This window comes from Streptomyces sp. NPDC028289, from assembly GCF_055565975.1.
Window position 1 is genome coordinate 973,538 of sequence record NZ_JBVHTI010000002.1, and the last position, 25,954, is coordinate 999,491.

General features: G+C 69.0%; 27 protein-coding genes. 12 read left to right on the top strand and 15 right to left on the bottom strand.

The window, feature by feature from the left end:
- Positions 1-105: 105 nt before the first annotated feature.
- Entirely contained in the window at positions 106-312 is a 207-nt protein-coding gene (locus ACZ4UV_RS12240) for a hypothetical protein (protein ID WP_451020610.1), read from the bottom strand.
- A gap of 149 nt (positions 313-461) precedes the next feature.
- On the opposite strand from ACZ4UV_RS12240, the gene ACZ4UV_RS12245 reads away from it, so the two are divergent.
- Positions 462-644 carry a hypothetical protein gene (locus ACZ4UV_RS12245; RefSeq protein ID WP_467837611.1) on the top strand — a complete coding sequence of 61 codons (183 nt, stop codon included), beginning with the start codon at positions 462-464 and terminating at the stop codon, positions 642-644.
- Between the two features lie 117 nt (positions 645-761).
- On the opposite strand, the gene ACZ4UV_RS12250 is transcribed toward ACZ4UV_RS12245, so the two are convergent.
- From ACZ4UV_RS12250 to ACZ4UV_RS12265, 4 genes are all read right to left on the bottom strand, one after another.
- Positions 762-1,421: an MSCRAMM family protein gene (locus tag ACZ4UV_RS12250; protein WP_451020609.1), complete on the bottom strand. Its 660-nt coding sequence runs from the start codon at positions 1,419-1,421 to the stop codon at positions 762-764.
- A gap of 29 nt (positions 1,422-1,450) precedes the next feature.
- Positions 1,451-3,178, bottom strand: a complete 1,728-nt coding sequence (locus tag ACZ4UV_RS12255) for an MFS transporter (protein WP_467837612.1) — start codon at positions 3,176-3,178, stop codon at positions 1,451-1,453.
- Positions 3,179-3,328: 150 nt separating this feature from the next.
- Entirely contained in the window at positions 3,329-3,802 is a 474-nt protein-coding gene (locus tag ACZ4UV_RS12260; protein ID WP_467837937.1) for a MarR family winged helix-turn-helix transcriptional regulator, read from the bottom strand.
- Positions 3,803-4,058: 256 nt separating this feature from the next.
- Entirely contained in the window at positions 4,059-4,805 is a 747-nt protein-coding gene (locus ACZ4UV_RS12265) for an SDR family NAD(P)-dependent oxidoreductase (protein WP_467837614.1), read from the bottom strand.
- A 341-nt stretch (positions 4,806-5,146) separates the two neighbouring features.
- Here ACZ4UV_RS12265 and ACZ4UV_RS12270 point away from each other — a divergent pair, with 341 nt between their 5' ends.
- Together ACZ4UV_RS12270 and ACZ4UV_RS12275 are read left to right on the top strand one after the other, a co-directional pair.
- Entirely contained in the window at positions 5,147-6,856 is a 1,710-nt protein-coding gene (locus ACZ4UV_RS12270) for an MFS transporter (RefSeq protein WP_451022894.1), read from the top strand.
- A gap of 161 nt (positions 6,857-7,017) precedes the next feature.
- The gene (locus ACZ4UV_RS12275; RefSeq protein ID WP_451022895.1) at positions 7,018-7,437 is read left to right on the top strand and encodes a nuclear transport factor 2 family protein; all 420 of its coding nucleotides are present in this window, start codon (positions 7,018-7,020) and stop codon (positions 7,435-7,437) included.
- 28 nt (positions 7,438-7,465) lie between these two features.
- Here the strand turns inward: ACZ4UV_RS12275 and ACZ4UV_RS12280 are convergent, their stop codons facing one another.
- Positions 7,466-8,245, bottom strand: a complete 780-nt coding sequence (locus ACZ4UV_RS12280; protein ID WP_451022896.1) for an IclR family transcriptional regulator — start codon at positions 8,243-8,245, stop codon at positions 7,466-7,468.
- 149 nt (positions 8,246-8,394) lie between these two features.
- Between ACZ4UV_RS12280 and ACZ4UV_RS12285 the strand changes: the two genes are divergently transcribed.
- A complete protein-coding gene (locus ACZ4UV_RS12285; RefSeq protein ID WP_467837616.1) occupies positions 8,395-9,594 on the top strand; it encodes an FAD-dependent monooxygenase in 1,200 nt (399 codons plus the stop codon).
- 148 nt (positions 9,595-9,742) lie between these two features.
- Here ACZ4UV_RS12285 and ACZ4UV_RS12290 read toward each other — a convergent pair whose 3' ends face one another.
- On the bottom strand, positions 9,743-10,345 hold the full coding sequence (locus ACZ4UV_RS12290) for an ester cyclase (protein WP_451022831.1): 603 nt from the start codon (positions 10,343-10,345) through the stop codon (positions 9,743-9,745).
- A 145-nt stretch (positions 10,346-10,490) separates the two neighbouring features.
- Here ACZ4UV_RS12290 and ACZ4UV_RS12295 point away from each other — a divergent pair, with 145 nt between their 5' ends.
- From ACZ4UV_RS12295 to ACZ4UV_RS12310, 4 genes are all read left to right on the top strand, one after another.
- Positions 10,491-10,955 (top strand): MarR family winged helix-turn-helix transcriptional regulator, encoded by a 465-nt coding sequence (locus tag ACZ4UV_RS12295; protein WP_037744618.1) that lies wholly within the window; start codon positions 10,491-10,493, stop codon positions 10,953-10,955.
- A 593-nt stretch (positions 10,956-11,548) separates the two neighbouring features.
- Positions 11,549-13,246: a thiamine pyrophosphate-binding protein gene (locus ACZ4UV_RS12300; protein ID WP_467837618.1), complete on the top strand. Its 1,698-nt coding sequence runs from the start codon at positions 11,549-11,551 to the stop codon at positions 13,244-13,246.
- 33 nt (positions 13,247-13,279) lie between these two features.
- Positions 13,280-14,098: an SDR family NAD(P)-dependent oxidoreductase gene (locus tag ACZ4UV_RS12305; protein ID WP_467837620.1), complete on the top strand. Its 819-nt coding sequence runs from the start codon at positions 13,280-13,282 to the stop codon at positions 14,096-14,098.
- A gap of 59 nt (positions 14,099-14,157) precedes the next feature.
- Entirely contained in the window at positions 14,158-14,706 is a 549-nt protein-coding gene (locus tag ACZ4UV_RS12310; protein ID WP_467837622.1) for a VOC family protein, read from the top strand.
- A gap of 310 nt (positions 14,707-15,016) precedes the next feature.
- Here ACZ4UV_RS12310 and ACZ4UV_RS12315 read toward each other — a convergent pair whose 3' ends face one another.
- The 7 genes from ACZ4UV_RS12315 to ACZ4UV_RS12345 all read right to left on the bottom strand — a co-directional run bounded on the left by ACZ4UV_RS12315 (position 15,017) and on the right by ACZ4UV_RS12345 (position 22,160).
- Complete coding sequence (locus ACZ4UV_RS12315) at positions 15,017-15,955, bottom strand: dioxygenase family protein (protein ID WP_467837624.1); 939 nt, start codon at positions 15,953-15,955, stop codon at positions 15,017-15,019.
- Between the two features lie 11 nt (positions 15,956-15,966).
- Positions 15,967-17,034 (bottom strand): maleylacetate reductase, encoded by a 1,068-nt coding sequence (locus ACZ4UV_RS12320; RefSeq protein ID WP_467837626.1) that lies wholly within the window; start codon positions 17,032-17,034, stop codon positions 15,967-15,969.
- Positions 17,034-17,630 carry a nuclear transport factor 2 family protein gene (locus ACZ4UV_RS12325; RefSeq protein ID WP_467837628.1) on the bottom strand — a complete coding sequence of 199 codons (597 nt, stop codon included), beginning with the start codon at positions 17,628-17,630 and terminating at the stop codon, positions 17,034-17,036. The genes ACZ4UV_RS12320 and ACZ4UV_RS12325 overlap by 1 nt, the downstream gene beginning before the upstream one ends.
- A 236-nt stretch (positions 17,631-17,866) precedes the next feature.
- Positions 17,867-19,357, bottom strand: a complete 1,491-nt coding sequence (locus ACZ4UV_RS12330; RefSeq protein ID WP_467837630.1) for an aldehyde dehydrogenase — start codon at positions 19,355-19,357, stop codon at positions 17,867-17,869.
- Between the two features lie 140 nt (positions 19,358-19,497).
- Entirely contained in the window at positions 19,498-19,905 is a 408-nt protein-coding gene (locus tag ACZ4UV_RS12335) for a nuclear transport factor 2 family protein (RefSeq protein ID WP_467837632.1), read from the bottom strand.
- On the bottom strand, positions 19,902-20,864 hold the full coding sequence (locus ACZ4UV_RS12340; RefSeq protein WP_467837634.1) for a PDR/VanB family oxidoreductase: 963 nt from the start codon (positions 20,862-20,864) through the stop codon (positions 19,902-19,904). The genes ACZ4UV_RS12335 and ACZ4UV_RS12340 overlap by 4 nt, the downstream gene beginning before the upstream one ends.
- A 9-nt stretch (positions 20,865-20,873) precedes the next feature.
- Positions 20,874-22,160 (bottom strand): Rieske 2Fe-2S domain-containing protein, encoded by a 1,287-nt coding sequence (locus ACZ4UV_RS12345; protein ID WP_467837636.1) that lies wholly within the window; start codon positions 22,158-22,160, stop codon positions 20,874-20,876.
- Positions 22,161-22,426: 266 nt separating this feature from the next.
- Here ACZ4UV_RS12345 and ACZ4UV_RS12350 point away from each other — a divergent pair, with 266 nt between their 5' ends.
- Entirely contained in the window at positions 22,427-23,068 is a 642-nt protein-coding gene (locus tag ACZ4UV_RS12350) for a TetR/AcrR family transcriptional regulator (protein WP_451021384.1), read from the top strand.
- Between the two features lie 94 nt (positions 23,069-23,162).
- The gene (locus tag ACZ4UV_RS12355) at positions 23,163-23,585 is read left to right on the top strand and encodes a GlcG/HbpS family heme-binding protein (RefSeq protein WP_451021385.1); all 423 of its coding nucleotides are present in this window, start codon (positions 23,163-23,165) and stop codon (positions 23,583-23,585) included.
- A 556-nt stretch (positions 23,586-24,141) separates the two neighbouring features.
- On the opposite strand, the gene ACZ4UV_RS12360 is transcribed toward ACZ4UV_RS12355, so the two are convergent.
- Positions 24,142-24,636, bottom strand: a complete 495-nt coding sequence (locus tag ACZ4UV_RS12360) for a MarR family winged helix-turn-helix transcriptional regulator (RefSeq protein ID WP_467837639.1) — start codon at positions 24,634-24,636, stop codon at positions 24,142-24,144.
- Between the two features lie 148 nt (positions 24,637-24,784).
- On the opposite strand from ACZ4UV_RS12360, the gene ACZ4UV_RS12365 reads away from it, so the two are divergent.
- Both ACZ4UV_RS12365 and ACZ4UV_RS12370 read left to right on the top strand, forming a co-directional pair.
- Complete coding sequence (locus ACZ4UV_RS12365) at positions 24,785-25,393, top strand: NAD(P)-dependent oxidoreductase (RefSeq protein ID WP_451021387.1); 609 nt, start codon at positions 24,785-24,787, stop codon at positions 25,391-25,393.
- Between the two features lie 49 nt (positions 25,394-25,442).
- The gene (locus tag ACZ4UV_RS12370) at positions 25,443-25,883 is read left to right on the top strand and encodes a DUF6069 family protein (protein WP_451021388.1); all 441 of its coding nucleotides are present in this window, start codon (positions 25,443-25,445) and stop codon (positions 25,881-25,883) included.
- Positions 25,884-25,954: the final 71 nt, after the last annotated feature.

Below are 25,954 nucleotides of genomic sequence, written 5' to 3' on the forward strand. Positions count from 1 at the left end.
GTCAGGAGGTCGGCTGTCCGAGGAAACGACAACTGTTCCGCGGCGCTCGGCGTGCCACGAGGCCCTGAGGCGTGCCGTCCACTGAGAGGCGATCGGGGCGGCCGCTCACCGTGCGTCTCGCTCGGGCGGTCTGGGATCAGGTGGATAGCCCTTGGCGCGCAACCAGACATCGAGAGCCGATGCGACGATGTCGCCGTGCGGGACGTCGTGGTCGGCGTTGTAGCGGCGTACGCGTCGCTGGAGCTGGAGAACGTCGGGAACGGCGTGGTTGAGCTGTCCTCGCTTGGTGTGGCGGTTGCCAGTGATCTCCATCGTGTCAGGGTGGGGGGAGACACGATCGTTGGGATGGGATGGGCTTCGAGTGCGTCGGCCACCTCACGCAGCCGTCGGGCGTGATGTTGGATTAGTCGGCGGAACGGGTGGCCGTCCCTCATCCAGCAAGGGAGGCCACCCGGCTCCGTGTGTCAGAACCCGCGGATGGCGAGCCATTCGTCCAACGCGACGGAGACGATGTCGCCGATGGACAGGTGGTCGAGATCGTTGTCCAGCTGAAGAAGCGCTTGATCCGCTTCTTCAGCTTCAGCGCGGCGGGGATACCGGTCCTTGCCGGGGTCGAGTCAGAGCCGGACGGGCTTTCGTGGTGAACCCCGGACCGGTGGCGACAGGCCGCCGCCATCGGTCCGGGGTTCACCGGGTCCAGGGATCTTCACCGCCGGGTCGGAGACGCATGTAACGGAAGGGAGTGTCCGACCCGGCGAGTGTCACTCGCCGAGGTGGGAGAGCTCGATGTCGTGGCGTTCCACCCCAGAGCCGCGAACGGAAAGAAGGGTAGCCTTCGGCGGGTAGCCGGCCGCTGCGACCATGTACTCGCCGCCGTCCAGGTCGGTGAAGGCATAGCCGCCGTCCTCACCGGTGGTCGCGGTGGCCACCACATTGCCGGCCGTGTCGATGAGTGTGACCCGCGCGTCGTTCAGCGGTCGGCCCGCGGCTTGGACCACGCCCCGCACGCGCAGGCCGGAGGACAGTTCGACCTCGGTCCTGGCGACGCCCTGCGTGACGATCTCGACGGGCAGCGCGATCGGCCGGTACCCGGCCGCGGTCACCGCGAGGGTCAGCAGGCCGGGCACGAGTTCGGTGACGCTGAAGGTGCCGTCCGTGTCGGTCAGTCCTGCGGCGAGCACATCGCCGCGTACGTCGGTCGCGACCACCATGGCGCCGGCGACCGGCTTCCTGTGATCGGCCGACCTGACCGTGCCGACCAGGCCGCTGGTACCGGAGAGCAGGATGTCGTACGAGACCGGCTCGCCGCCGACCGCGACCGTGGACGCCTGCGGCTGGTAGCCCTCCGCGGAGGCGATGAGCACGTAGCTTCCCGCGCCCGGCGCGTCCACCGCGTACGCACCGTCCGAGTGGGCCACCATGCGACCCACCTGCCGCCCGCCCGGTGAGATCAGGGTGATGACCGCCTGCGGTGCGGCACGGGTGCCGACTCGGCGCCGATGACCTGACCGCTGACAGGGATGCCGGTGGAGGACCGGACGCCGGTCGCGGCTGGGACGGCGGCCGGGCTCGGCACCGTCGCGTCGTGCTCGGTGTTCTCGTGGGTCGCGTTCTCCCGGCCGCGGAGGCCGAACGCCGCCAGGGCGGCGCCCACGAGGGCGAGGATGCCGGTGACCAGGACAGCGGTGTGGACGCCGTTCATGAAGGCGGTGTGGCTGCCCTCCACCACGGCCGCCCTGAGTCGTGCGGGCATCGCGCCGGAGACCGGGGCGACGCCCATCGCGACCGCGTCCTTCGCCTCCTCGAAGCGGGCGGCCGCCGAGCGGGGCACGCCGGCGTCGGTCAGTGAGTCCATGAGCGTGGAGCCGACGCGGCTGCTGATGAGGGAGACGAGCACCGAGGTGCCGAGCGCGCCGCCGACCTGGAGCGAGGTGGCCTGCAGGCCACCCGCGATGCCACCGTCCTTGACAGGGGCGTTGCCGACGATCGCGTCGGAGGACGCGGCCATCACGATGCCGACTCCGAGACCGAGCGCGACGAACGGCGGCCACATGGTGGCGTACGAGGAGTCGGCGCTCCACGAGAGCATCGTGAACGCGGCGCCGCCCTGGAGCACCATCCCCAGCGGCATGGTCAGGCGCGGGCCGAACTTCTCGGTGAGCTTCGCGCCGAGCGGCGAGGCCACCATGGAGGCGAGGCTGAGCGGCAGGGTGCGCACACCGGACTCGACGGGCGTGAAGCCGTGCACGTTCTGGAGGTACAGCATCACGAAGAAGATCGCGCCGAGCAGGACGAAGAAGTTCAGCGCGGTGACGAACACACCTATGGTCAGGGCCGGGTTGCGGAACAGCCGCATGGGCAGGAGGGGGTGCGCGACGCGGGTCTCGTACCAGCCGAAGAGGACCAGGACGACGACACCGCCGACGATCGCTCCGAGCGTGCCGGCCGAAGTCCAGCCCCACGTCTCGCCCTTGACGACGCCGAAGACGACGGCGATCAGGCCGAGCGCGAGCAGTACGACGCCGGGCACGTCGAACTTCTCGCTCGACGCCGCCTCGTTCCTGGACTGCGGCAGCACCACGAGACCGAAGACCAGGGCGATCACGCCGATGGGGCCGTTGATGTAGAAGACGGACTCCCAGTTGACATGCTGGACGAGCAGTCCGCCGACGATCGGGCCGAGCGCGGTGGCGACGGAAGAGATCATCGCCCAGATACCGACCGCCATGCCGAACTTCTTCGGCGGGAACACCGCACGCAGCAACGCCAGCGTGTTGGGCATGAGCATCGCGCCGAAGAGACCTTGCACGGCGCGGAAGGCGATGACGCCCTCGACCGAGCCGGCGAGGCCGATCGCCACGGACGCGACGGTGAATCCGACGACGCCGACGAGGTAGACCGTGCGGCGCCCGAAGCGGTCGCCGAGCTTGCCGCCCAGGATGAGGGTAGCGGCGAGGGCGAGCAGGTAGGAGTTGGTCACCCACTGCAGTTCGGCGGTGGTGGCGTTCAGGTCGCGGGCGATCTCGGCGTTGGCGATCGAGACGACGGAGCCGTCGAGGCCGACCATGAACAGGCCGAGCCCGACCGCGATCAGCGTCAGCCATGGGTTGGCGCGTAGACCGCGGGGGCGGGGGTCGGACACGGAAGTGGACGCTGTAGAAACAGCGGTGACAGACATGTGTGAGCTGTCCTCGGGATGTGTGGCGCGCGGCTGGGGCGCGTGGACATGTGGGGCGCGAGCTGTGTGTGGGCTGTGCGGGGGGCAGCGCGCCGAGCCCTGCCGCAGCAGCGGCAAGGGCAATTGGCGTACGGGAGCCGGACCGAACGGTCAGGCGGCGGAGTGGTCGCGCAGGCGCCGGGTGAGAGCCTCAAGGGCGCCGAGCGCCGAGCCGAGGGCGTCGCGGTCGCCGTCCGTGAGAGTCCGCAGCGCGGCCGCGAGCTGTCGCGCCGCGACGCCCTCGGCCTGGCTGATGCGCTGACGCGCCACGGCGGTGACACGCAGGTGCGCGACCCGCTTGTCGGTGTCGTCCTGGTGCCGTTCCAGCAGGCCCGTGTCGGTGAGGCGGGTGACCAGGGCGCTGACGTTGTTCGGCATCATCCGCAGCGCGTCGGCGGCCTTGTGGACGGTCGCGCCGTCGTGCTCTGCGACGTACTGGAGCAGGGCCAATTGCCGCTCGGGGAGCTTGGGGTAGGGCAGTCGCCGGTCGATGCTCTGCTTGACGTACCGGTTCAGCGCGGGCAGGCACGCCACGAGGCCTGCGGCCACCTGGTCGACGCCCTGGCTCGGACGAGCCTCACTGATTCCGGTCACGACCCCAAGGTACCTATGAAAAGAAACCTATGTCAAAATACTAATTTCTGACGGCCGGCCTGCCTCCTGGCGCCCACCTGATCATCCATGCGTCCCCGTACCGTGCGTGAGCCGGTGCTTTCTTGGGGGATGGTCGGTACAGCGGCACGTTTCCCCAGGTCCGGTGAGAGGGCGCAGGTCGACGGCCATCTCGTCGCCGGACCTGACCAGGAGGCCGCTGAGGGGGCTCCCACTCCGAAGAGCCCCCTCAGCGGCGCGTGCTTCCGCCGTCCGCGACGACGATCTGCCCCGTGATGAACGCGGCGTCGTCGGAGGCGAGAAACGCCACGACGCCCGAGACGTCGGCCGGCATCTGCACACGCTTGATGTTCTGCATCCGCACGGTCTGCTCGAAGAAGAACTCGCTCGTCTTCTCCGCGGCCGTGGCCGTCCGGACCAGGCTCGCCGCGACGCCGTTGACGGTGATGTGGTCAGCGGCGAGGTTGGCGGCCAGGACCGAGGTGAATCCGTTCAGCGCGCCCTTGGCGGAGACATAGGAAACGAAGGGAGGCGGCGGAGTCCAGTAGCTCGCGGACGTGATGTTGATGATCCGTCCCGACCCGGACTCCTTCAGGTCCGGCAGGAACGCACGGGAGGTCAGGAAAGGGCCGTCCACGTTGACGGCGAAGGTGCGACGCCATTCGTCGAAGGTCACGTGGTCGATATCGGCCAGCAGAACGACGGCCGCGTTGTTCACCAGGATGTCGGCGGCGCCGAGCTCACGTCGGACCCGGGCGGCGAACCCGACGATCGCGTCCTCGTCCGAGACGTCGACCTTGTCGCTGAAGAATCGCCGACCGGTCTCCGCGACGAGGTCCCGCGTCTCGTCGGCCGGATCGATGTCCGCGACCGCGATGTCCGCTCCCTCCACCGCGAGCCTGCGGGCGATCTCCTGCCCGATGCCGGTACTGCCTCCGGTCACGACGGCGGTCCTGCCCGTCAGCCTCCCAGCCATGAGTCACTGCTCCTTCCGGTGCTTCCGGGCGGCCGTGGCAAGGCCGTCCTCCAGGGATGGTGCGCTTCGAGACGGCGGATCAGCGGCGGCTTGTTCGTCCAATGAACATGGCTGTTGAGCGTGACGGGGGTCATTCCTACCTTGACGCTGCTCGGCGGGTCGGCCACCGCGCCGAGCGTCCTGAATCAGGTCCGGTGGAAGGGCGGCGCGGAGGCACTCCGCAAGGCTCAGGGGCGGCACGGCAGCGGTGTTGCCGGGATGACCGCGACAAAAGCACCCACAGCAGGGTCCGGCAGCGGACGCCGGTTCCGACAGCAGCGCTTTGCGCCAAGGAGTCGTCCATGGTTCAGATCGATTCACCCAAGGCAGCGGAGGGAGAGGGTGGCAGATACACCCTGGCCCCGGGCACCCTGGCCGCGGTGGTTCTCGCCGTGTGCCTCGCGCAGATAGCCCTTTCCGTCCCCTCGCTCATCAACGGGCTGATCCAGCAGGATCTCGCGCCGTCCTCGGCCCAACTGACGTGGATCACCGAGGCCTTCATGCTTCCCGTCGCCGCCCTGGGACTGGGCTTCGGCGTGTTCGGCGACCTCTTCGGCCGCAAGCGCCTGCTCGTCGGGGGCGCCGCGCTCATTGCCGTGGGGTCGGCTCTCGCGATCCTGGTGCCGGGTACGGGACACTCGTCCGACACCCGGGTGACGTTGCTGATCCTTGCCCAAGTCCTCGGTGGTATCGGGGCCGCGGCCATCTTCCCGACGAGCCTGGCCATGGTGGCGGCCGGTACGCACACCACCGCCACTCGCGCGCGTGGCGTGGCGATCTGGGCCACCGCGCTCTCGGTCGGCGGCTTCCTCGGCCCGCTGCTGGCAGGCCTCGCCGCCAAGATCGACCTCGGCTGGGCCGGGAACGCGAACTGGCGATGGGCCTTCGTCGGCGTCCTTGTCATCGCCGTGGTGAGCGTGGTCCTGTCGCTGGCCCTCGCCCAGAACTCCGCCTCGCCCCAGGGCCGCTCCGTCGACTGGCCGGGGCAGATCACTGCCGCGCTCGGCCTGTTCGCTCTGATGTACGCCGTGATCCAGGGCTCCGAGACCGGCTGGGGGAGCCCCCAGATCGCCATCGCGTTCATCGCCGCGGCCGTCTTCCTCGTGCTGTTCGTCTTCGCCGAGAGCCGTGCGGCCGCGCCGCTGCTTCTTCTCAGCGTGTTCCGGAACCGGGCGTTCGCCATCAACACGGTGGTCACCCTGATCGGTATGTTCGCGTTCCTCGTGATCATGTACAGCACCAGTATCCGCCTCACCATCATCCAGGGATTCAGCCCACTGCAGAGCTCCGTCGCCTACCTCTTCTTCGGGGGCATCGGCTTCGTACTGCTGCCCCTCACCTCCAAGCTGCTCGAGCGCTACAACCCCCGGTGGGTTCTCTGCACGGCCCTGACCTTCATCGGTGCCAGCGGGCTGTGGTTCGCCGTCATCCCGACGACCAGCCGGTCCATCGGCGCCATCGTCGGGCCGCTGATCCTCGCCGGTGTCGGCTCGGCACTCGCCTTCGCCTCCATCACCGCGGTCGCCGTCAACACGTTGCCCAACCACCTCGCCGGTATGGCGAGCGGTGTCACGAGCACGTTCCGGGACCTCGGGTTCGCCCTCGGCCCCGCGATCGCCGGTGCTGTCGCACTGGGCCGGGCCTCCGACGAGATCGCCCGCAAGCTGGCCGGCGATCCCGGACTGAGCAAGGCCTACGAGGCATTCCAGGCATCCGCGGCGCATGCTCCCGCGGATCAGAGACCGCAGCTCGAGGCAGCGGTGCACGCCGTGCAATCGGGCCCGCTCGGCGCCAACTCGGTGCCGGCCGACATCACACTGCCGGATGGCAAGGTGGTGCCCTTCAACCCGCTCAAGGACGTCGCTTTCGACGCCCTCAGCAGCAGTTACTCCATCGCGTACGTGCTCGCCGGCGTGGCGGCTCTCGTGGCGGCGGCGCTCATTCTCGTCGGCGTGCGCGGCGGCGTGGACCAGGCTCATCTCGACGACGACCCGCACACCCTCGCCGACTGACCGCATGACGAACGCGCCGGGGCCGGTACACGGGTAGCAGGCCGGCCAGGCCGACCGACCGCCCGCCGCGACTCCACCTCCTCCTCAGGAGCAGCAGTCGCGGCGGGCCGAGGCGTACACGACACAACGATCGACAGATGCACTCGGACAGGAGCCGAACAATGACCACCGCATACTCGGAGCCGACCGGCACGAACGACGACCGCATGCCGGCCACGGTCGCTCAGGCGGAGGCGGCGTGGCTCGTCGCGATCACAAAGGGCGACGAGGAGCAGCGTCACCTCATGCTCCCCGACTGTGTGATCGTCCACGGCCAGGTCGGGAACGTCCATGACCGCGAGCGCTTCCTCGGCTACAACGCGTCCATGGGACCCACCGTCGAGGCTGAGACCAGCGAAGTGACGTGTCGGGAGCGAGGGGGACGGGCCATCGTGACGTGCTTTCAGAAGATGCGCATCCGGCGCCTGCCCGACCTGCCGCCGTTCCTGGTGCAGGCAGTGGCCACCCGGGTGTGGTTCTCGACCGACGAGGGATGGCGCCTCGGCCACATGCAGCTCTCCCGGCGGCAACCGTCGGTATGACGTGCCGGATTCCTCGCCCCGCGAAGGGTCACGCGGTGCGAATGGGAATGCCCGGTCTCCAGCCGAGACTCCTGGACAGTCCCAGTCCGCTCGTGACCAGGGAGGGCACGGCCGCTTGCAGTTTGATCGAGCCGGCGGCCACCACGACGGACAGGGCCGCGACGACTTTGCCGCTGCCGTCGACGATGCGCGTCGCGACCGACTCGGCCCCTTCGCTCAGCTCTTCCTTGACGACCACCGTTCCGGTCGAGCGGCAGGACGCCAGTTCGCGACGGAGTTCGGCCGGGTCCACGATCGTCTTGGGAGTGAAGCGCTGGAGCCTTCCCGCCAGCACCTCATCGATGAAGGCCGGACTGCCGTGGCTCAGCAGCACCTTGCCCACACCTGAGCAGTGCAAGGGCAGAAGGCCGCCGACCTGCGACGTCAGACCGACGGCGTTGACCGCCGACATCCGCTCGATGATCACGGCCTGGTCGCCCTGGAGGACGGCCAGTTGCACATGCTGGCGAAGCGCCGTGTACAGGTCTTCCACGAAGGGCTGCGCGGCGCTGCGGAGCGTCTCGGCGCGCGGTGCGAGGGTCCCGAGGCGCCACAGGGGCAGGCCGATCGCGAACCGGTTGTCGCTGGTGCGCTCCAGTGCGCCGGCCGCCACGAGTTCGAGTGTCAGGCGCCTGGCGGTGGCGTGCGGCATGCCGGTGCGCCGGACCAGGTCGGCGAGGGTCAGCTCGGTGTTGTTGGGGTCGAAGGCGAACAGCAGATCCCAGAGTCGGGAGCTGACGGTGCGTCCTGGCTCGTTCGCACGAGGCATGGGCCTCTCCTTCATCATGTGCGGCGCCGGTCACTCTACCTTTCATGTTCGTTGGATGGATGACCCTGTTCTAACAATGCACGGTTTGCTGAAGTCTCGTACCGCAGCCAGTCACCTACCTCGCTCAAGGTCCACGGGAGTGAAAGAGCATGATGAGTACGGAAGCAGGACCCAGGATCGCGATCCTCGGTGGCGGCATCGGAGGCCTCGCTGCCGCGGCCTTCCTCCGTGACAAGGGCTTCCACAGTGACGTCTACGAGCAGGCCGCCGCCCTGACCGAGGTCGGCGCAGGCCTGGTGATCGCCCCCAACGCGGCCCGCCTGCTCCGGCGTCTCGGCGTGTTGGACCGTTTCCACAAGCGCGCGGTCCGGATGGAGATCGGTTGGGAGTTCCGGCGCTGGGAGAACGGCACGGTCCTCTCCGCCGAGAACCTCAAGGAGGGGTGCATACGCCTGTACGGCGAGCACACCTATGCCGCCCACCGCGCCGACCTGCTGGACGCCTTGAGGTCGGCTGTCCCCGAGGACTCGGTCCACCTCGGCAAGCGCTGCGTCTCGGTCGAGTTCGAAGGCGACCAGGCGGTTCTGCGGTTCGAGGACGGTGACACGATCCGCCCGGACATCCTCATCGGCGCCGACGGAGTCCACTCACGGGTGCGCGGCGCCGTCGTCGGGCCGACTCAGGCCAGGGAGTCGGGCATCTGCGCCTTCCGGGCCCTCGTACCGGCGGCGAAGGCGCCCGACTTCGCCAGGCGGCACGCCCAGACCCTCTGGATCGGCCCCGATCGCCACCTCGTGCACTACCCAGTCTCCGGCGAGGAGTACGTCAACCTCGTCGCCTTCGCACCGGCCGGGGTGAGCAGTGTGGAGTCGTGGACGGCTACCGCGACGCTCGAGGAACTGCTCGAAGAGTTCGCCGGCTGGGATCCGCGTCTGGTGGAGCTGATCAGGTCGGCCGACACGCCGGGACGCTGGGCGTTGCTCGACCGCGAGCCACTCGACCACTGGAACCGCGGAAACGCGACCCTCCTGGGTGACGCTGCCCACCCGATGTTCCCGTTCTTCGCCCAGGGCGCCGCCCAGGCGATCGAGGACGGCGCCGTCCTCGCCCTCTGCCTTGCCGAGGACCCGGACCACCCGATCGCGGCGCTGGGGCGCTACGAAGAACTGCGTCGGCATCGCACGGCACGCCTGCAGGAGGTGTCGCACGGAAGGTCCCACATCAACCACCTTCCGGACGGCCCCGAGCAGCAGGCACGCGACCTCGCCTATTCGCAGGCCGACCCACTCAGGGCGAACGGCTGGATCTACGAGTACGACCCCGAGGTCGCCGTCTCGGCCTCGGTGTGAACCAGCCCCGGGAGGCACATGTGCCTCCCGGGGCCGGACAGCTGATCGCGGTATTGGGCATCGGAGGCGATGGCGGCCACACCGACGGCGGTCCGGCGCGTGATGGATACCGATCGATACCGACCGATGCGGTTACGTAACGAGGAATTCAGGCGAGTCCGAGTTGCCGCATGAAGGTCAGCTGGTCGTAGATGATGAATTCCTCGTCCATCACACCTTGTCTGTTCCAGATGCCGACGGTGACCAAGTTGATGGCGTATTTCTTGCCGGTGGGCGGGATGAAGCCGCCTTTGCCGTCGGGCATGGGCCGGGTGAACGTGCCGGTGGTGACTCCGGTCACGGCGGTGAGGTTGTCCTTGGCCACTCGGACCGGGTGGTCGACCGCGCGGGTGTCGGGCGCGAAGACGAACTGGAACTTCAGGTCCTCGATGTGCGCGGCCAGACCGTCGGTGTAGTGCCCGTCGGGCCAGTGCGCGCGGATCTTGTCCGAGTGGCTTTCGCGGACTCGGCCCCACTGCTGGCCGGAGTAGACGACGAAGTCCAGCTCGTCGAAGGTCTCCAGATTGTGCCGCTCCTGGTGGGTCAGGTGCTTGGGGTAGCCCAGCGACTCCCCGGTCTCGGCCGGGTTGCCCATCAGTGCGGGCAGGACCGACGCGAACGCCGGGTCGCTGCCGCTTTCCACTGCGGTGATGGCAAGAGCGCCCGCGGCGACAGCTCCGCTGCCGCGGAGCACAGCACGACGATCGATCATGTGATTCCTCCTTGAATAACGTCGTCTCGAACTCGCCGCGGCTTCCAATCCACAATGTACGGCGCTGGAAACAAGACGTTCGAACTTGAACTACAGGCAGAAGTTAGCATGTAGTTCCAACTTGAACAAGTGGTATCTTGGGCCTGTGAACGAATCCAAGTGGCTGAACCAGCGCGAGCATCAGGCGTGGCGCACGTTCGTCACCGCCAGCACCCTGCTCAACCGTGTGCTCGACCAGCAGTTGCGCACCGATGCCGGGCTTTCCCACGTGCAGTACGGCATCTTGACCCGCCTCGCCGACATCCCCGACGGGTCGATGCGGATGCTGGCGCTCGCCGAAGCGTTGGCGCTCACCAAGAGCGGCCTGACCTACCAGATCGTGCAACTGGAGAAGGAGGGCCTGGTCAGTCGCAGAGCCTGCTCCACTGACGACCGCGGAGTGATCGCCACCATCACTCCGCTCGGCATGGAGGTCATGGGCCGCGCGGCACCCGGTCACGCCCGCCTGGTCCGCGAACTGGTGATCGATGCCCTCACCCCACAGCAACTGGAGGTCTTGGGCGAAGGTTTCGCCGAGGTTCAACGCCGGATCGTCGAGCGCGAGATGTAGCTCGCGGACCGGTTGATGACCGGATGCCCCTGCCATGGCTGTCAGCCGTGTTGGTGTCCTCGGTGCCGCACGGGCGTGGCGGTCGGCACGACAGCCGGCCAGGCGGGCCGCCGTGGTCGATTTCGGCCTGGCGGCCGTGCTGGTCGGCTGGACGGGGAGCGACGCGTGGCCGGAGCCTGGTCGAAACGAGGCGATCGCCGAGGAAGGGCTGAAGCCGCCGCATCACACCGTCCTCGCGGCAGTGTCCCAGTACCGACCGGTTGCCCAGGCGGACTGTGCGCCGACTGAGCTGCCATTGCCTGGAACGACATATCGACGAGCAGTAAACGGCGCTCGGCTGAGGCGTCCGGCTTCAGTCGGCCACCGTCGGCCGTGCTCAGAACGCCGGAAACCTGACATCGCTTCTGTGAACGGCCCGTTCGACGATGTCTTGATCTTTCGATACGGAACAAGGCGTTGACCATCCAACGAACACGGCCATTGTCGTCACCCAGGCCACGCCGGAGACTCCGGTGCGGACGGCCTGAGGCACGGCCCTGTCCCCAGTGATTTCTCTTGAAACCCGGAGTACGTCCAGAAGGGCGGATCATCGAATGGCACCCGCAACCGGTAGTGGGCTCGTCGTGCGAACGCTGCAGCGAGCCGGAGTCAACGTCGCCTTCGGCCTGCCCGGAGCGCATATCGACGGCATCCTCCAGGACGCCCTGGATGCCAAGCTCCGGGTCGTCGACGTACGCCACGAGATGAACGCGGGCCACGCGGCCGAGGGCTATGCGCGCGTCACCGGAAACCTGGGGGTTGCCATCGTCACGGCCGGCGGCGGCTTCACCAACGTCCTGACCTCTGTCGCCAACGCCCATCTGGACCGGACCCCGGTCCTCTACCTCGTGGGCTCCGGGCCCCTCGAGACGGACCAGGTCAACGACCAGCAGGCCGGGTTCGACCAGGTGGCGATGGCAACCCCGGTGACCAAGTTCGCGCACCGCGTCACCCGTACCGAGCTGATCCCCCGCCTGGTCGCGCAGGCGATCCGGATCGCTCAGTCGGAGCCCAAGGGTCCGGTGCTCCTCGACATTCCCTGGGACGTCCTGCGCCAGCAGGTCGACGTCGAAGAGGCCGAGGACTACCGCGTCGAGATCGACGGCAGCGGCATCGCCTCCGCCGACGGTGTCGATCGGATCCTTGAGGCGCTCAGCACGGCCGAGCGGCCGATCGCGCTGGTCGGCAAGTCCTTCGTCACCGCCGACGCACGGGCCCGGTTGCACGAGTTCGCCGCCCGTACCGGAGTGCCCCTCTTCTCCGACTGGGAGGGTCTCGGGGCGATCGTCGGCTCCGAGCGGCACGTCGGTCTCCTCCAGACCCTGGCCACCGTCCCCGAGGCCGAGCGGCCCGACCTGGTCCTGCTGCTGGGGCTGCGCTTCGGCATGGCCACCCAGTTCGGCACGGGCCGACTGCTCCCGAAGAGCGCACGGATCTTCCAGATCGACCCCGACGGCCGTGAACTCGGCCGTCTGCAGGAGGTCGAACTCGGCATCCAGGCCGACGCGATCGGCACGGTCGGCGTGCTGAACGAGCGCCTGGGCGACAGCCCCGTGCCCCCCGGCCGCGACGACTGGCTGAAGACCCTGCGGGACATCTCGGCCACCCGGCGATCCGCGCTCGCCGCCGAGACCGAGGAGCACGGGGACGACGCGATCCACCCGTACCTCGCGGTCCGCACGATCGCCGACAGCGTCCCCGAGAACGCCACCGTGGTCGTCGACGGTGCCCTGACCGAGCTGTGGCTCTCCGAGACGATCGCCCTCGCCCCGCTGGCCCACTACCTCGGGCACGGCTACCTCAGCTCGATGGGGAGCAACTTCGGCGTGGCCGTCGGAGCGCAGTACGCGACCCCCGACACGGCGACCATCCTCGTCACCGGCGACGGCGCCGTCGGCTACAGCCTCGCCGAGTTCGACACCCTCGTCCGCGCGGGACTCCCGGTCATCGTGATCGTCCTCAACAACCAGGCCTGGGGCGCCACCCTGCACACCCAGCAGTTCTTCTTCGGACAGGACCGCGTCACCAACAACCGCCTGCAGAACGGCTCCTACAGCGGCGTGGCACGAGCCCTGGGTGCGGACGGTGTCGACGTCACGGAACTCGACCAGCTCCGCCCGGCGATCGAGGCCGCCCTCGCGGCCCGCCGGCCGACGTGCATCGACGTGCGCGTGAGCCTTGCGCCCATTCCGCCGGAGGAGCGCGTCCTGAACGGCGGAGCTCCGTTCGGCGGCATCGAGATCGACGCATGAACCACCACTCCTGACCCCCCACGAAGGAGAACCATGAACGACACGACTGACGCCGGAACCCACGACCGGACCGTCGAGGACCGGCGTCAGCGTTTCCTCGGGAAGACCTGCCTCGTCACCGGCGGCAGCAGAGGACTGGGACTGGCAGCCGCGCAGGCGTTCGCGCGCGAGGGCGCACGCGTGGTCATCATCGCGCGCGACCCCGACCAGCTGAAGACCGCGAGCGGTCTGATCGGCGAGGGCACGATCGCCGTGGCAGCCGACCTCTCCTCGCCGGCCGGCATCAAGGCCGCGGTCACGGAGGTCGCCGCACAAGTCGACCACGTCGATGCCGCCTTCCTCAATGCCGGGCAGGCGGGCATCAAGCGCCTCGACGACATGGACGAAGCCACCTGGGACATGGTGTTCAACACCAACGTCAAGGGCTCGTTCTTCCTCATGCAGGGTCTCAGGCCCTTGCTCGCACCCGGCGGGGCCGTCGTCTTCTGCGGCTCGGCGGCCGGTCGAAGGGCCAGCGCGGGAACTGCCGCCTACGGGACCAGCAAGGCCGCACTCGAGCACCTGACACGCATCCTCGCCGCCGAAGTCATCGGCGAGGGAATCCGGGTCAACATCGTCATCCCGGGCGGCATGAACACCGACATCGCCGCACGTACGACGGGCCTTCCACCGGGCGGAGCCGACGCCTTCCGGGAGCGGGTCAGGCTCAGCACTCCCATGCTCCGAGAAGGGGAACCGGACGAGCTCGCCGACGCCGTGCTGTTCCTGGCCTCGTCCGAAGCCGGCTACATCACGGGTGCGGCCCTCCCGGTGGACGGGGGCGCCACCGGCTTCACCCGCCCGCCGGCATAGAGGCGACGGGCGCCGTCGATCACCAGTCGTGCCCCAGGACCCGAGTGAGGACAACCACCATGGAGTTTCCCTTCGGCCAGCCGACCGACGCCATCATCCAGGTCGCGTACACGGTCCCCGACCTCGCTGCCGGGATGCGCTGGTGGACCGACGAACTCGGCGTCGGGCCCTGGTTCGTGAACGAGAGGATCGGCGGCGAGGGCTCCACCTACCGTGGTGAGCCGGGGAAGGCCGAGTTCGCCCTCGCCCTCGCCTTCTCGGGGCACACGATGGTCGAACTCGTCCAGACCCTCGACGACGAGCCGTCCATCTACAAGGACGCCTACGAACGCCACGGCTACGGCTTCCATCACGTCGCCAAGGCCGTGCCGAACGTCAGGGAAGAGGTCGAACGTCGTGAGGTGAGCGGAGCGGCGGTGCGCTTTCACGATGTGACCCCGGGAGGTGACGTCTACTTCCTGGACGCCGGTGAGGATGCCCCGGGGATGATCGAGCTCGTCCAGGACAGCGAGATCACGCGAGAGATCTTCACCGGCGTCTGGCGGGCATCAGTCGACTGGGACGGGTCGCGACCTCTGCGCGACTTCGCGGAGTTGCTGCCGGCCTGACTCCTGTCGAAGGCCGGACGAACGCTGCGGACGACCGGTCGTCCGCAGCGTTCGCCGTCGTTGCCCGTGGACCGCTACTGGCCGTTGGTGAGTTCGATGCAGGTGTTGCCGGTGACGGCGGCGCCGCCTTCGTAACCGGGTCCGGGGTCGATGGGGAATGGACGTCCTGCTCTTCGCCGTCATCGCTCCCGTGGCAGGACTGGGGCAGGAGCCTTTCGCCCGGCGCCTGGGCCGCCCCGAGCACCTGTCACAGACGGACCGTCTCGCCAGGGCCTCCGCCCTGGCGAGACGCGAAGCGTTGGTAGGCAGGTCATACGCCCTTGGGGGCGAGCACGATGTCGAAGCGCACCCGGCTCCACGTGCCGTCGATGACGCGGCCGTCGGGCGTGGGCGTGCCGGTGGGCTGCTGCTCGAACCGCTTGATCAGGGAGTCCTTCACGCCGAAGACGGTGTCCTTGCGGCCGATCGGGTCGCCCTCGGGGAAGATGTGCGTCACCAGGGTGCGCGTGCCCTCGTGGGACACCATGAAGTGCAGATGGGCGGCGCGCAGCGGTGAGCGGCCGACCGCGTCGAGCATCTTGCCGACGGGTCCGTCGTTCGGGATGGGGTACGGCGTCGGGGTGAGGCCCCAGAAGCGGTAGCCGCCGTCGGCCGCGGAGAAGAGGTGCGCCCGGCCGGCCCGCTTGCCGGCCTCGTACTGCACGTCGTAGAGCCCGTCCTCGTCGGCCTCCCAGACCTCGATCCGCGCGCCGGCGAGCGGGGTGCCGTCGGTGTCGGTGACGGTGCCCTCGACCCAGCAGGGCTCACCGGGGGCGCCGAAGGCCAGGTCGTCGCCGAGCTCGATCGCCGGGGCGTCCTCGACGAAGAACGGACCGAAGACGGTCGCCTCGGTGGCGCCCTTGTAGGCCTGGTTGTTGACGTTGATCGTCTGCATGCTCGCGCCGAGGGTGTCGGACAGCAGGATGAACTCCTGCCGGACCTCGTCGGTGATGTGGCCGGCCTTGGTGAGGAAGTCGATCGCCGTCCCCCACTCCTCCTCGGTCAGCCGGACCTCGCGGATGAAGGAGTGCAGGTGCTTGACCAGGGAGGTCATGAGTTCCCGCAGCCGCGGGTCCTGGCAGGCGTCGAAGGAGGCCACGACGTTGTCGACGAGTTGCTGCTCGACCGCCTGCTGCTCCGGCGACACCTCGCGGTAGATGGTGCCGTGGGCACCGGCCTGGGCCGAGCCGGGGTTGACGTAGGTAGCCATGACGGCCTCCTTCAGTTGATCGGGTCGCCGGCCCACGCCGCCTGCAGCAGCGCGGTCAGGTTCTCGTCGGTGACGGGGGTCGGGTTGTCGGCCGGGAGCGCCTGTGTGATCGGCCCCAGCGCCTTGGCGATGCCGTCCTCGGGCATGCCGTAGTCGCGCAGCGCCCTCGGTGCGTCCAGCACCTGGCGCAGGGCGGCCAGGCCGGCGCTCGCCCCGTCGGTGGGGAAGACCGTGCCGAAGGCCTGAGCGATACGCGCCTCCGCCTCGGGGGCGTGCGGGGCGTTGAAGGCCAGCACGTAGGGCAGCACGACCGCGTGGGTCTGTGCGTGCGGGAGGTTGAACATGCCGCCGAGGACGTGGCAGATCTTGTGATGCATCCCGGAGCCGGCCGAGGCGAACGCGACCGCGGCGAGGTAGGCGCCGTACAGCGTCTGCTCGATGCCCTCGACGCTCGTCGAGTCGTCGGCCACTGCCGGCAGGCCGGTCGCCAGTGCGCGGATGCCCTCCTGCGCCAGCGCCCGGTCGATCGGGTCGGTACGCGGCGCCCACATGGAGTCCACGCAGTGCGCCATCGCGTTGAGGCCGCTGGCCACGGTCATCTCGCCGGGCAGCGTGGTCAGCAGACCGGCGTCGTAGACGACCGACGCGGGCAGCACCTTGCCGTCCACACCGGTGGTCTTGGTCTCACCCTCGGTCAGGCCCCACACGTTGGTCGCCTCCGAGCCGGCGTACGTGGTGGGTACCGCGACGATCGGCAGTCCGGTGGTCAGCGCCACCGCCTTGGCCAGACCCGTGGTCGAGCCGCCGCCGACGCTGACCAGGATGTCCGCGCCCGCGCCGGCCGCCGCCTGGAGGGCTCGTGCCGCGACCTCGACCGGCACGTGCATCACGACCTCCTCGTGACGCAGTACGACCGGGACCTCCTTGGCGATCGGGTCGGCCAGCTCCTTCTCACGGTCCGACGCGATCAGCATGACCTTGGAACCGCCGAGCGCCTCGACCTCCGCCGCCACGGCGGCGGGCGACTCCCCGGCCGCGAACACCACCCGCTGGGGGAGGGCTTCGTGGGTGAACTTCATCAGGCTCCCGCCAGCCATTGCTTGCCTTCCGAGTAGAGCTGCTGGACTGCTGTGCCGGTGAGGCCGGGAAGCCCGTCCTTCACCGTGAACCCCGCCTTGGTCTGTAGATAGGCCAGATGCCGGTAGCCGGTCGGGAACCGGTCCAGCAGCTCGGGATCCAACGTCAGTGAGGCGGCGGGATCCACGACGTCGAGCCGGTCCTTCTCGTAGATCGGCTGCCGGCGCACCAGGGTCCAGCGCGCCTCGTGGCGGGAGAGGAAGTCGTAGAAGCGGCCGGTGCAGACGACATCGACCTCGACGCCGTCGATGCCCGCGCGCTGGTTGATGGTCATCTTCGTCTGCGCGACGGCCCGGTCGCCGACGACGTCCGCGGTGTGGCCACCCAGGAAGTGCAGGATGCTGACTCCGTTCTCGAAGCCCTCACGACTGGCCTTGATGAAGTCGGTGGCACTTCCCTGGAACCAGGTGGCGCTCATCCAGCCGTCAAGCGGATGCCAGACCGTGGCGAAGCGGCCCCAGTCCCCGGCGTCGCGCCACAGCGCCCAGTTCTCGACGAGCCGGCGGATCTCGTCGCGGTCATGGTCGGCCTGAGACATTGTTGACTCCTTGGAGAGGTGAAGATCCCTGGTACAGGGGCTTCGTCAGAGAGGCCGGAAGAACTCCTCCAGCTCTCGGTCGAGTTGCTGAGAGGCCTCTGTCTCCCGCGCGTCCGCCAGCCATGCCGCTCCCACCGCCGGGCTGAAGGCCGCGGCAAGGCACCACAACCAGGGGAGCACGGACCGGAGGCGCGGCGCACGCCGTGTCACGTGCGCCGTACGACCTCGGCGCATCGTCAGAGGGGGTAGTGGCGGGACCCCGACTGGATGGTGATCCAGCGCAACTCGGTGAACTCCTCCAGCGCGGCGCGGGACCCGAACCGGCCCCAGCCGCTGGCGCCGACACCGCCGAAGGGCATCTGGGGTTCGTCGTGCACGGTGGCGCCGTTGATGTGGCAGATGCCGGACCTGATCCGGCGGGCCACGTCGAGCGCGGCGGCCGCGTCCTTGCCGAAGACCGCTGCGGAGAGTCCGTACTCGGTGTCGTTGGCGATCGCGACGGCCTCGTCGGTCGAATCCACCTCGATGATCGAGACCACCGGTCCGAAGGACTCCTCGCGGTAGATGCGCATGTCCGGCGTGACTCCGCGCAGCACGGTGGGCTGCACGAACAGGCCGTCGGCCGTGCCACCGGTCAGGACCTGCGCACCCTTGTCACGGGCGTCCTCGATCAGCGCGATCACGTGGTCTCGGGCGACGGCGTGGACCAGCGGACCGATCTGTGAGGCGGGATCGCTCGGCGGCCCGACGACCAGTTTGGCGGCACGCTCGGCCAGGCGGGAGGAGAGCTCGTCGGCGACAGTTCTGTCGACGATGACGCGCTCGGTCGACATACAGATCTCGCCCTGGTTCATGAAGGCACCGAAGCTGGCCGCGGCGGCGGCCTCCTCCAGATCGGCGTCGGGAAGCACCAGGAAGGGCGCCTTGCCACCGAGTTCGAGGACCACACGGGTCAGGTGGCGACCGCCGAGCTCGCCGATGATGCGGCCTACCCTGCTGGATCCGGTGAAGTTCACGCGCGTCACGGCCGGGTGGGCGATCAGCGCTTCGACGACGCTCGGACCGTCCTGGGGCGCGTTGCTGATGAGGTTGACCGCTCCGGCGGGCACGCCGGCATCGTGCAGCACCTGCACGATGGCGGCCTGGGTGAGCGGCGTCTGCTCGGAGGACTTCAGGACCACGGTGTTGCCCCACACCAGCGGCCACACGATGGCGCGTACGCCGAGGATCAGCGGTGCGTTCCACGGTGCGATGCCGACGACGACGCCGACCGGCTGACGTACGCCGAGGGCAGTGAGGCCGGGCACGTCCGACGGGATGACCTCGCCGACGGCCGCGTACGCCTGGGCGGCCGCCTCGACGAACATGCCCTTCGCGACATGCACGTTGAAGCCGCACCAGGGCAGAGTGGCACCCATCTCGCGGCTCATCGTGGCCACGATCTCGTCGGTGCGCTCGCCGAGCAGGACGGCCGCACGCTCCAGAACCGACCGGCGTGCGGCCGGCGGGAGGCTCGACCACTCCGGAAGGGCGGCCGCCGCCGCGTCCACCGCGAGGTTGACGTCCTCGACGGAGGCCGCCGCGACCCGCGCGATCGGTTCACCGGTCAGGGCCTCGGTCGTCTCGAAATAACGGCCGTCCCTGGCCGCGACGTGCTCGCCCGCGATGAGGAGATCGCTGGTCCGGACCGCACCGGACGTGGGTGCCTCGGTCTCAGTGGCTGACATGTGTTGCCTCACCTTCACGACAGCGGCGATCGCCGCGCGAACTCTTCGTGTCGAACTCTCTGGGGCCGACGGCCCGCACTGAAGCCTCTTGTCCGTTCATCGAACAGCGGAGTGGGGGGACGTGTCGGCCTTCCCGGGCCTCAGACCGGCGGCATCCGCTTGGACTGGTGCAGGTGCGCCAGGCGCCAGCCCTCCGAGGTCTCCTCCCAGACGCGCGTCACCGTCTCCTGGACCGGGAACGGCGGGAGGCTCTCGTCGAAGACGATGTGCATCTCCTGGAGACACGTGGTGATCGCCGTGGTGCCACGCACCGTGATGCTGAGCTCCTCGGCCTTGGCGAAAACGTGGCGCCGGCGGGTCCAGGTGAAATGGGCGAAGGTCCTGCAGTCGTCGATCTTTCCGACGGGGCCGTGGACGGCCCGGCTGTCCTCCAGCATGAGAGAGGCGATCGCTTCTTCGCTCTCGGTGAGAGCCGCGAGCCACGCGGCCTCTGCCTGCTCGATCGCCTCGATGGTCCCGGTGGTTGCGGTGGATGTGGTTGTCGTCATAGGTCCAGCTCCAGAATCGGTGAGTGTGCTCGCGAGGAGCACGTGGTGAACATGCCGTCGGCGCGCTCACGATCGGTCAGGATGTCGTCTCGGTGGTCGGGTTCTCCGGCGAGTACGCGCACGATGCACTCGCCGCAGATTCCCTGCTGGCAGGAGTAGGGGGCGTCCACGCCGGCCGCGAGCAGGACGTCGAGGACGCTCTCGCCGTCCTTGATCTCGTACTCGTCCCCGGACTTGGCGAGCCGCACGGTGAAGGTCCCGCCCGCCGTGTGCGCGGCGGTGTCCTCCACGGGTGCGAAGCGCTCCTTGTGGATCGCTTGGGCGGGCCATCCCGCTCCGCGTGCGGAGGAGATCACGAAGTCCATGAAGCCCCCGGGACCACAGACGTAGATCGCCGCCTCGGAGTCGGGCGGGCCGATGTCGTCGGCGACGCTGAAGCGCTGGTCGTCCGGGCCGTCGTCGAAGTGGAGCTGCACGCGGGGGTTGTTCTCCAACTCCTCGACGAACGCCGAATCCGCCCGGCTCCGGGCGCAGTAGTGCAACTCGTACTCCGCGCCCCTGGCTTCGAGCGCGTGCGCCATCGCCAGCAGGGGAGTGACGCCGATGCCGCCGGCCACCAGCAGATGGCGACGTGCCTCGTCCGAGACCCCGAACCTGTTGCGTGGATGCGAGATCCGCAGCCTGTCGCCCTCGCGGAGCCGGTGCATCCCCAGCGAGCCGCCGCGCGACGCCGCCTCGGCCAGCACGGCCAGCCGGTATCGGGTGCGGTCCTGCGGCGGCCCGCACAGGGAGTACTGACGGACCAGCCCGGCGGCACGGTCCACGAGGACGTCGACATGGGCGCCGGCGGCGAACTCCGGGAGCTCGCCGCCGTCGGGCCTGACCAGGTCGAGCACCACGATCCGGCTGGTCGCGTCGCGCCGGGCGACCACGATGGTGTCGAGCCATTCGTTGTTCATCGTTCTCGCTCAGACTGCGGCGGCCGCGGCGTCGTCGCCCGCCGGGCGCCTGCCGAGGGTGAAGAGGCCGGTCTCGATGCGGTGGACCTCCGACGCGTCGCGGACGATGTTGATCGGGTCGCGCCCGGCCTCGACGTCGTCGGCCATCGCGAGAAGCATGCGACGCAGCATGACGACGCCGCGGTCGCCGGTGGCCAGGGTCTCCTCGGAGTCCAGGGTGATCGCTCCCTGCGAGCCCTGGGCCTCCGTGTCACCCGGGAACCTCTGGCGCTCCTCGTCGGTCAGCTCGTGGTTCTGCTTCCCGTTCTGCGTGATGCCGATCACGAAGCGGACCATGCGTTCGGGATCGTTCGTGCGGATCGAGAAGAAGAGCCGGTGGCTGGTGTCGTCGGAGGGCACGACCCACAGCAACTGGTCTGCCCGCCCGTCGGGCGTGGGCTTCACGTAGTCCGGCAGGCCGAAGACGTTGGGCAGGTGTTGATCGACCGCGAAGCCGTACTCGGTGACCTCGCCGTCCTCGCCCTCCATCTCGAACCGCTGGGTGTACTTCAGACCGTGGTCGGTGCGCTCGTACGTCAGGCGCTCGGCGATGGTGGCCGGGTCGAAGAAGTTCTCGGGGTAGCCGAAGGTGCCGGTACCCAGCATCTGGTACCCGCTGTGCGTGGAGTGGAGCCAGGTGACGTGTGTCGGGTCGGCGGAGTTCTCGTAGATGTTGAGCCAGCTGAAGTCCGCCGGCATGCCGAGAACCGCGGCGTGCGGGACTGGCCAGCTGGCGAAGTACTTCTCGTCCTCGGCGGGGTTCTCCAGTGCGTCGTAGCGGGGGAGTTCGGGCTTGAGCTCGGGCGGGCCCATGTAGACGAAGACGAGGCCGTAGCGCTCTGCGACGGGGTACCACGGCTGACGGGCGGCGTCGCGCCTGCGTCCCAGGCCCGGCTCGCACGCCTGCTCGATACAGCGGCCCTGGACGTCGAACTTCCAGCCGTGGTAGCAGCAGCGGATGCCGTCGTCCTCGACGCGCCCGTAGAAGAGGCTGGCGCCGCGGTGTGTGCAGCGCTCGATCACGACACCGGGGTTGCCCTGCCCGTCCCGGAACACGACCAGGTCCTCGCCCAGTACGCGGGTCTTCTGCGGCAGGGCACCGGCGATCAGTGTTTCCGAGCTGGCGATCGGTTGCCAGTAGCGGCGCAGCGCCTCGCCCATGGGTGTACCGGGCCCGACCTCCCGCAGGCGGGCGTTGTACGAGGGCCTCGGGCGGCCGTAGGCCGTGCCGGTGTCGACGTCTGAAGTGGTGGTCATCGTGCTGTCTCCCGTGCGGCTCGGGCGCACAGCCGGTGGCGCGCGCAGGGCAGGGGAGATCACCTGCGAGAGCACCACCATGTGCGGCTCAAATAGGATTGTTAATTCACATTCGCATTTCACTTCGCGGTGCGTCAAGGGTCACGTTCAGGTGCTCCCTCGGGCCCGGGAGGGACGGCCCGATGGGGTCCCCGGCCGCGGCCGGTCGGGCACGGTGCCGTCCATGCCCGGGGTGTACGGCCCCTGGCTGCCTTTACGCTGGGGCGGTGAGTACCGAACCGACACTCGATCTGCCCCCGGCGCAGCAGGCGCGCAGCCGACTGACTCAGCAGCGGATCCTGGAGGCGGGTACGGCCCTCCTCGAAGAGGGCGGCACTGAGGCGCTCACCATCGCGGCCGTGGCTTCCCGGGCGGGCGTCTCGGTGGGCAGTGTGTATCGGCGGTTCGGCGACAAGGACCGCCTGCTCGCGGCGCTGCAGCACGACATGATCGACCAGTTTCGCGCCGACATCATTCACCGCTTCGCTCCGCTGCGAACGGATCCGACCGCGCTCGTCGCCTCGGCGGTCACCGGGCTCACCGAGACGTATCAAGCGCACGAGCGCCTGATGCGCGTCTTTCTGGCCGCGGGCGCCACCGACACCGCCGTGGCTCGGGTCGGGTCCGAGGCCGCCATGGACGCCAACCGTGTCTTCCGGCAGTTCTTGGAGCCGATCGTGCCGATGATCGATGCGCCGGAGCCGGAGTTGCGCCTGGATGTCGTCTACCGGTTGATCTATGGAACCTGCCAGAACCGCGTGCTGTACGGCGAACTGTTCGAGTCCGACCGGCCACTGACGTGGCATCAGCTCACCGACGAGCTCGTGGGCGTCGCCTGCCTGTACCTCCTCGGCGCACCGGCGCAGTAGCTCCGGGCCCGTGATGCGAATGCGAGGATCGCTTCACATTCGCGTCGGGCGGCTCCATACTGGGCGCTCGGTCGTCGAGGAAAGGACCCGCTCCATGCGAGAGCCGCTCAGCTACGAGATCGCGCACAGCGCCGCACTTGCCGCTCTCGAAGCAGGAAGGGCCGACGGGCACAAGGTGTGTGCTGTCGTGGTCAACCGAAGTGGCGTCACGAAGGTCCTCCTCAGCGACGACGGCGTCGGCCTCCTCGGCGTGGAGACCGCGCGACGCAAGGCCTACACGTCGGCGGTGAGTGGTGTCCCCACGGCCAAGTTCGCGGCATTCGCCGCGTCCCCGCAGATGCAGGTGGCGCCTCCCCACCTGGTCGATGCCAACCTTCTGCCGGTCGCCGGCGGCGTGCCGATCGTGACGGTCGACGGGGAGGTCATCGGTGCGATCGGCGTGGGCGGGGCTGACGACGTCACTGACGACCGCATCGCGCAGCAGGCTCGCGATTCCGTCGCGAAGATCGTGGCGTAGGTTGTCGCCTGGGCCTGCCCTCCGGTCGGTGCGGTGGCTGGGCTGAGCGTTGCTGCCGTCGTCGCGGCCCTGGGTGTGGCTGATCTCCGGGTGCCGGTCCGCGTGACCTCGCGTGGTACGCCCGGCGTTCCCGGGAACGTCGACCCGGTCGATGCGATGACGACGCTGCTCACGCAGAAGGGTGAGCGGGAGTTCGCAGCAGGAGCGTGTGTGTCGGACTCATGCCGAGGTCGGACGCGGCGGCGATCACGACTCGCGCTTGTCGCATGAGGGGTCGCTTCTCCGTAGCTTCTGGTCGGAGCCGCTTGCGGGTCGTCTGCCCGGACTCCGATGCGACGCCGGCGCCCCGCAGCTTCGCGCCTTCCATGGCCGTTCATCTCGTTGGGCGGCGCCGTTGCCGGGGGTGTTCCATATTCGGGAGAAGCGGCGGTGGCGAGAAGCGGCAGCAGTCGGCCGTGCGAGCCGGCTTGTCTGTGTGTTTGCTCCGAGAGGCGTGCCGCGTCGGGAAGACGGCACGCCGGAGCCTACGGGTGGGCGCCCGGCCGGTGTGAAGGGTTCAGCCGCGGTCGCCGTCGCTGTTGTCGGGGTCGATGGCGTGCAGGATGCGCCGGCCGATGGTGGAGAGCTGTTTGACCTGCGCTTTGGTCAACGGGTCGAACACCAGGCGGCGCACTTCGGCGACGTGGCCAGGAGCGGCGCTGACGATCTTTTCGTATCCCTCGTCGGTCAGGGTGGCCAGGGTGTAGCGGCCGTCGGCCGGATCAGGGCGGCGGTGGACGTACCCCTTGCGCTCAAGGCGGGCCACGACCTGGGAGAGACGGGAAAGTGAGCCCTCGGCGTACGCGGCGAGCGCGCTCATGCGCAGTTCCCGCTGCGGCGACTCCGACAGCGCCGCCATCACCCCGTACTCGAAGTGCGTCAGCCCTTCCTCGCGCAGTTGCGTGTCGAGCGCGTGTTCCAGCCGCCGCATGATGCCGACCAGGCCGAGCCAGGCCCGGCGTTCCTCCTCGTCGAGCCAGCGGGGAGCCTCGTCGGCCGGGGTGTTCGTCATGCCCTCCACTGTACCGATGCTTCACGCTTGAAGTGAATCCGCCTCATCCTCACTTGAAGCTTTAAGTCATTGCCGCTAGTTTTTAGTTAACGTTTGAAGTCAGTGCCCGGAGTTTCCGTGCAGCATCGAACCCTTGAGGAGTCCTCCCGTGAAGCTGCTAGTACTCGGTGCCACCGGTGCCACCGGGCGCCTCGTCGTCGACCAGGCCCTGGCCGCGGGCCACACCGTGCGCGCGCTCGTTCGCTCACCCCAGAAGCTGGATGCCCGGCCCGGCCTCGACGTGGTTGCCGGGCAGGCAACCGACGCCGATGACGTCACGCAGGCCATGTCGGGCGTCGGCGCGGTGATCAGCACGCTCGGCGCCACCGGCGGAACCGTCATCACCGACGCCACGCACGCCGTCATATCCGGTGCCACCACCACCGGCGTCACCCGGTTCGTGGAGCTTTCCTCCTTCGCCGTGCTGCGCGAGCGCCTGAGCGCGCCTGCCAAGCTCATGTCCAGCACGGCCATGGGCGCCATGGTCAAGGACAAGGCGGCCGCCGAGGACGCGCTGCGCGCCAGCGACCTCGACTACACCCTCGTCCACGCCGTCCGCCTCACCAACGGCCCTGCCACAGGTGTCACCAAGCTGCTGCCCGGGTCGGCCACCTTGCGCATGGGGGACACCATCAGCCGCGCCGACGTCGCCGCCTGGATGCTCACCGCACTCACCGACACGACCACCAGCCGTCGCTCTGTCGTCATCGCCGGCTGACCCGACTCCGTTTCCCCCGTCTCCTCCCCACCCGATCCGGAGAATCACCATGAGCCACCAGCTCGCCACCCGCCCGGCCCGCCCCGGCGGCCTCGTCGTCACCGGCGGTCTGACCGGCACCGCTGCCGTCGCGGTCGCCGTCAACGCCATCGTCTCCGCGACAGCCCACGCTGCCGGCGCCTCGGACGACTTCCAGCCCCTCCAACTCTCCGCCTACGCCCCCCTCACTGTTTTCGGCGTCCTGGCCGCCGCTGCCGCCTGGGCGATCATCCGCGCACGCTCGGCACACCCGGCCCGGCTGCTGCGCACCCTCGTGCCCGCCATCCTGATCGTCAGCCTGATCCCGGACATCATGGTCGGCATCTCCGACAGCCGGCCCGGCACCAGCTGGGGTGCCGTCATCGCCTTGATGGTCATGCACGTCGTCGTCGCCGCCATCGCCGTCCCTGCCTACCGGCGACTCCTGCCCCTCCCCGCCACCCGGGACTGACCACGCAACACGCCGGGGCGACTGCCCCGGCCCCCCTTCATGTCCCACTTCCCGCGCAGGCACATCTGCGC

Bases quoted from the DNA above. Each gene is read 5' to 3' on its own strand.
- ACZ4UV_RS12290 (WP_451022831.1), bottom strand. From the start codon at position 10,345: ATGATCGATCGTCGTGCTGTGCTCCGCGGCAGCGGAGCTGTCGCCGCG.
- ACZ4UV_RS12330 (WP_467837630.1), bottom strand. From the start codon at position 19,357: ATGTCAGCCACTGAGACCGAGGCACCCACGTCCGGTGCGGTCCGGACC.
- ACZ4UV_RS12310 (WP_467837622.1), top strand. From the start codon at position 14,158: ATGGAGTTTCCCTTCGGCCAGCCGACCGACGCCATCATCCAGGTCGCG.
- ACZ4UV_RS12250 (WP_451020609.1), bottom strand. From the start codon at position 1,421: ATGGTGGCCCACTCGGACGGTGCGTACGCGGTGGACGCGCCGGGCGCG.
- ACZ4UV_RS12340 (WP_467837634.1), bottom strand. From the start codon at position 20,864: ATGAACAACGAATGGCTCGACACCATCGTGGTCGCCCGGCGCGACGCG.
- ACZ4UV_RS12370 (WP_451021388.1), top strand. From the start codon at position 25,443: ATGAGCCACCAGCTCGCCACCCGCCCGGCCCGCCCCGGCGGCCTCGTC.
- ACZ4UV_RS12240 (WP_451020610.1), bottom strand. From the start codon at position 312: ATGGAGATCACTGGCAACCGCCACACCAAGCGAGGACAGCTCAACCAC.
- ACZ4UV_RS12360 (WP_467837639.1), bottom strand. From the start codon at position 24,636: ATGACGAACACCCCGGCCGACGAGGCTCCCCGCTGGCTCGACGAGGAG.
- ACZ4UV_RS12280 (WP_451022896.1), bottom strand. From the start codon at position 8,245: ATGCCTCGTGCGAACGAGCCAGGACGCACCGTCAGCTCCCGACTCTGG.
- ACZ4UV_RS12315 (WP_467837624.1), bottom strand. From the start codon at position 15,955: ATGGCTACCTACGTCAACCCCGGCTCGGCCCAGGCCGGTGCCCACGGC.
- ACZ4UV_RS12270 (WP_451022894.1), top strand. From the start codon at position 5,147: ATGGTTCAGATCGATTCACCCAAGGCAGCGGAGGGAGAGGGTGGCAGA.
- ACZ4UV_RS12355 (WP_451021385.1), top strand. From the start codon at position 23,163: ATGCGAGAGCCGCTCAGCTACGAGATCGCGCACAGCGCCGCACTTGCC.
- ACZ4UV_RS12305 (WP_467837620.1), top strand. From the start codon at position 13,280: ATGAACGACACGACTGACGCCGGAACCCACGACCGGACCGTCGAGGAC.
- ACZ4UV_RS12275 (WP_451022895.1), top strand. From the start codon at position 7,018: ATGACCACCGCATACTCGGAGCCGACCGGCACGAACGACGACCGCATG.
- ACZ4UV_RS12320 (WP_467837626.1), bottom strand. From the start codon at position 17,034: ATGAAGTTCACCCACGAAGCCCTCCCCCAGCGGGTGGTGTTCGCGGCC.
- ACZ4UV_RS12255 (WP_467837612.1), bottom strand. From the start codon at position 3,178: ATGTCTGTCACCGCTGTTTCTACAGCGTCCACTTCCGTGTCCGACCCC.
- ACZ4UV_RS12325 (WP_467837628.1), bottom strand. From the start codon at position 17,630: ATGTCTCAGGCCGACCATGACCGCGACGAGATCCGCCGGCTCGTCGAG.
- ACZ4UV_RS12335 (WP_467837632.1), bottom strand. From the start codon at position 19,905: ATGACGACAACCACATCCACCGCAACCACCGGGACCATCGAGGCGATC.
- ACZ4UV_RS12345 (WP_467837636.1), bottom strand. From the start codon at position 22,160: ATGACCACCACTTCAGACGTCGACACCGGCACGGCCTACGGCCGCCCG.
- ACZ4UV_RS12285 (WP_467837616.1), top strand. From the start codon at position 8,395: ATGATGAGTACGGAAGCAGGACCCAGGATCGCGATCCTCGGTGGCGGC.
- ACZ4UV_RS12265 (WP_467837614.1), bottom strand. From the start codon at position 4,805: ATGGCTGGGAGGCTGACGGGCAGGACCGCCGTCGTGACCGGAGGCAGT.
- ACZ4UV_RS12300 (WP_467837618.1), top strand. From the start codon at position 11,549: ATGGCACCCGCAACCGGTAGTGGGCTCGTCGTGCGAACGCTGCAGCGA.